Raw genomic sequence first — 1,618 nt, 5'->3', positions numbered from 1 at the left:
AGACCCTTGCTCTCTTTATCAATCAACCAAGTAATTCGTGTGGACTCTGACCGAAGCTTCAACTTCGTTTAAGGAGGTGATCCAGCCCCAGGTTCCCCTAGGGCTACCTTGTTACGACTTCACCCCAGTCATAAACCACACCGTGGTAATCGTCCTCCCGAAGGTTAGACTAACTACTTCTGGTGCAATCTACTCCCATGGTGTGACGGGCGGTGTGTACAAGGCCCGGGAACGTATTCACCGTGACATTCTGATTCACGATTACTAGCGATTCCGACTTCACGGAGTCGAGTTGCAGACTCCGATCCGGACTACGATACGTTTTGTGAGATTAGCTCCCCCTCGCGGGTTTGCAACCCTCTGTACGTACCATTGTAGCACGTGTGTAGCCCTGGCCGTAAGGGCCATGATGACCTGACGTCATCCCCACCTTCCTCCGGTTTGTCACCGGCAGTCTCCCTAGAGTTCTCAGCATAACCTGCTAGCAACTAGGGATAGGGGTTGCGCTCGTTACGGGACTTAACCCAACATCTCACGACACGAGCTGACGACGGCCATGCAGCACCTGTGTCAGAGTTCCCGAAGGCACCAATCCATCTCTGGAAAGTTCTCTGCATGTCAAGGCCAGGTAAGGTTCTTCGCGTTGCGTCGAATTAAACCACATGCTCCACCGCTTGTGCGGGCCCCCGTCAATTCATTTGAGTTTTAACCTTGCGGCCGTACTCCCCAGGCGGTCAACTTAGTGCGTTAGCTGCGCCACTAAGGATTCAAGATCCCCAACGGCTAGTTGACATCGTTTACGGCGTGGACTACCAGGGTATCTAATCCTGTTTGCTCCCCACGCTTTCGCACCTCAGTGTCAGTGTTGGTCCAGGTAGCCGCCTTCGCCACTGGTGTTCCTTCCTATATCTACGCATTTCACCGCTACACAGGAAATTCCACTACCCTCTACCACACTCTAGCCAAGCAGTTCGAAATGCCGTTCCCAGGTTAAGCCCGGGGCTTTCACATCTCGCTTACTCAACCACCTACGCGCGCTTTACGCCCAGTAATTCCGATTAACGCTTGCACCCTCCGTATTACCGCGGCTGCTGGCACGGAGTTAGCCGGTGCTTCTTCTGTGAGTGACGTCAATCCTCAAAGGTATTAACTTTGAGGCCTTCCTCCTCACTGAAAGTGCTTTACAACCCGAAAGCCTTCTTCACACACGCGGCATGGCTGGATCAGGCTTGCGCCCATTGTCCAATATTCCCCACTGCTGCCTCCCGTAGGAGTTCGGGCCGTGTCTCAGTCCCGATGTGGCTGATCATCCTCTCAGACCAGCTACGGATCGTCGCCTTGGTGAGCCTTTACCCCACCAACTAGCTAATCCGACTTAGGCTCATCCAATAGCGCAAGGTCCGAAGATCCCCTGCTTTCCCCAAAAGGGCGTATGCGGTATTAATCCGAGTTTCCCCGGGCTATCCCCCACTACTGGGCAGATTCCTAAGCATTACTCACCCGTCCGCCGCTCGACGCCTGATAGCAAGCTATCTTCGTTTCCGCTCGACTTGCATGTGTTAAGCCTGCCGCCAGCGTTCAATCTGAGCCATGATCAAACTCTTCAGTTTAAATCATA

At 53.5% G+C, this 1,618-nt stretch carries 1 rRNA gene; it reads right to left on the bottom strand.

Going from position 1 to position 1,618, the window contains the following annotated elements:
* Positions 1–69 precede the first annotated feature (69 nt).
* A 16S ribosomal RNA gene (locus FE845_RS18465) occupies positions 70–1,610 on the bottom strand.
* Between the last annotated feature and the right edge of the window lie 8 nt (positions 1,611–1,618).

It is taken from the genome of Marinobacter sp. 1-4A, from assembly GCF_016597725.1.
Classification (GTDB): domain Bacteria; phylum Pseudomonadota; class Gammaproteobacteria; order Pseudomonadales; family Oleiphilaceae; genus Marinobacter.
This window is presented reverse-complemented; position numbering and strand designations above follow the sequence as displayed.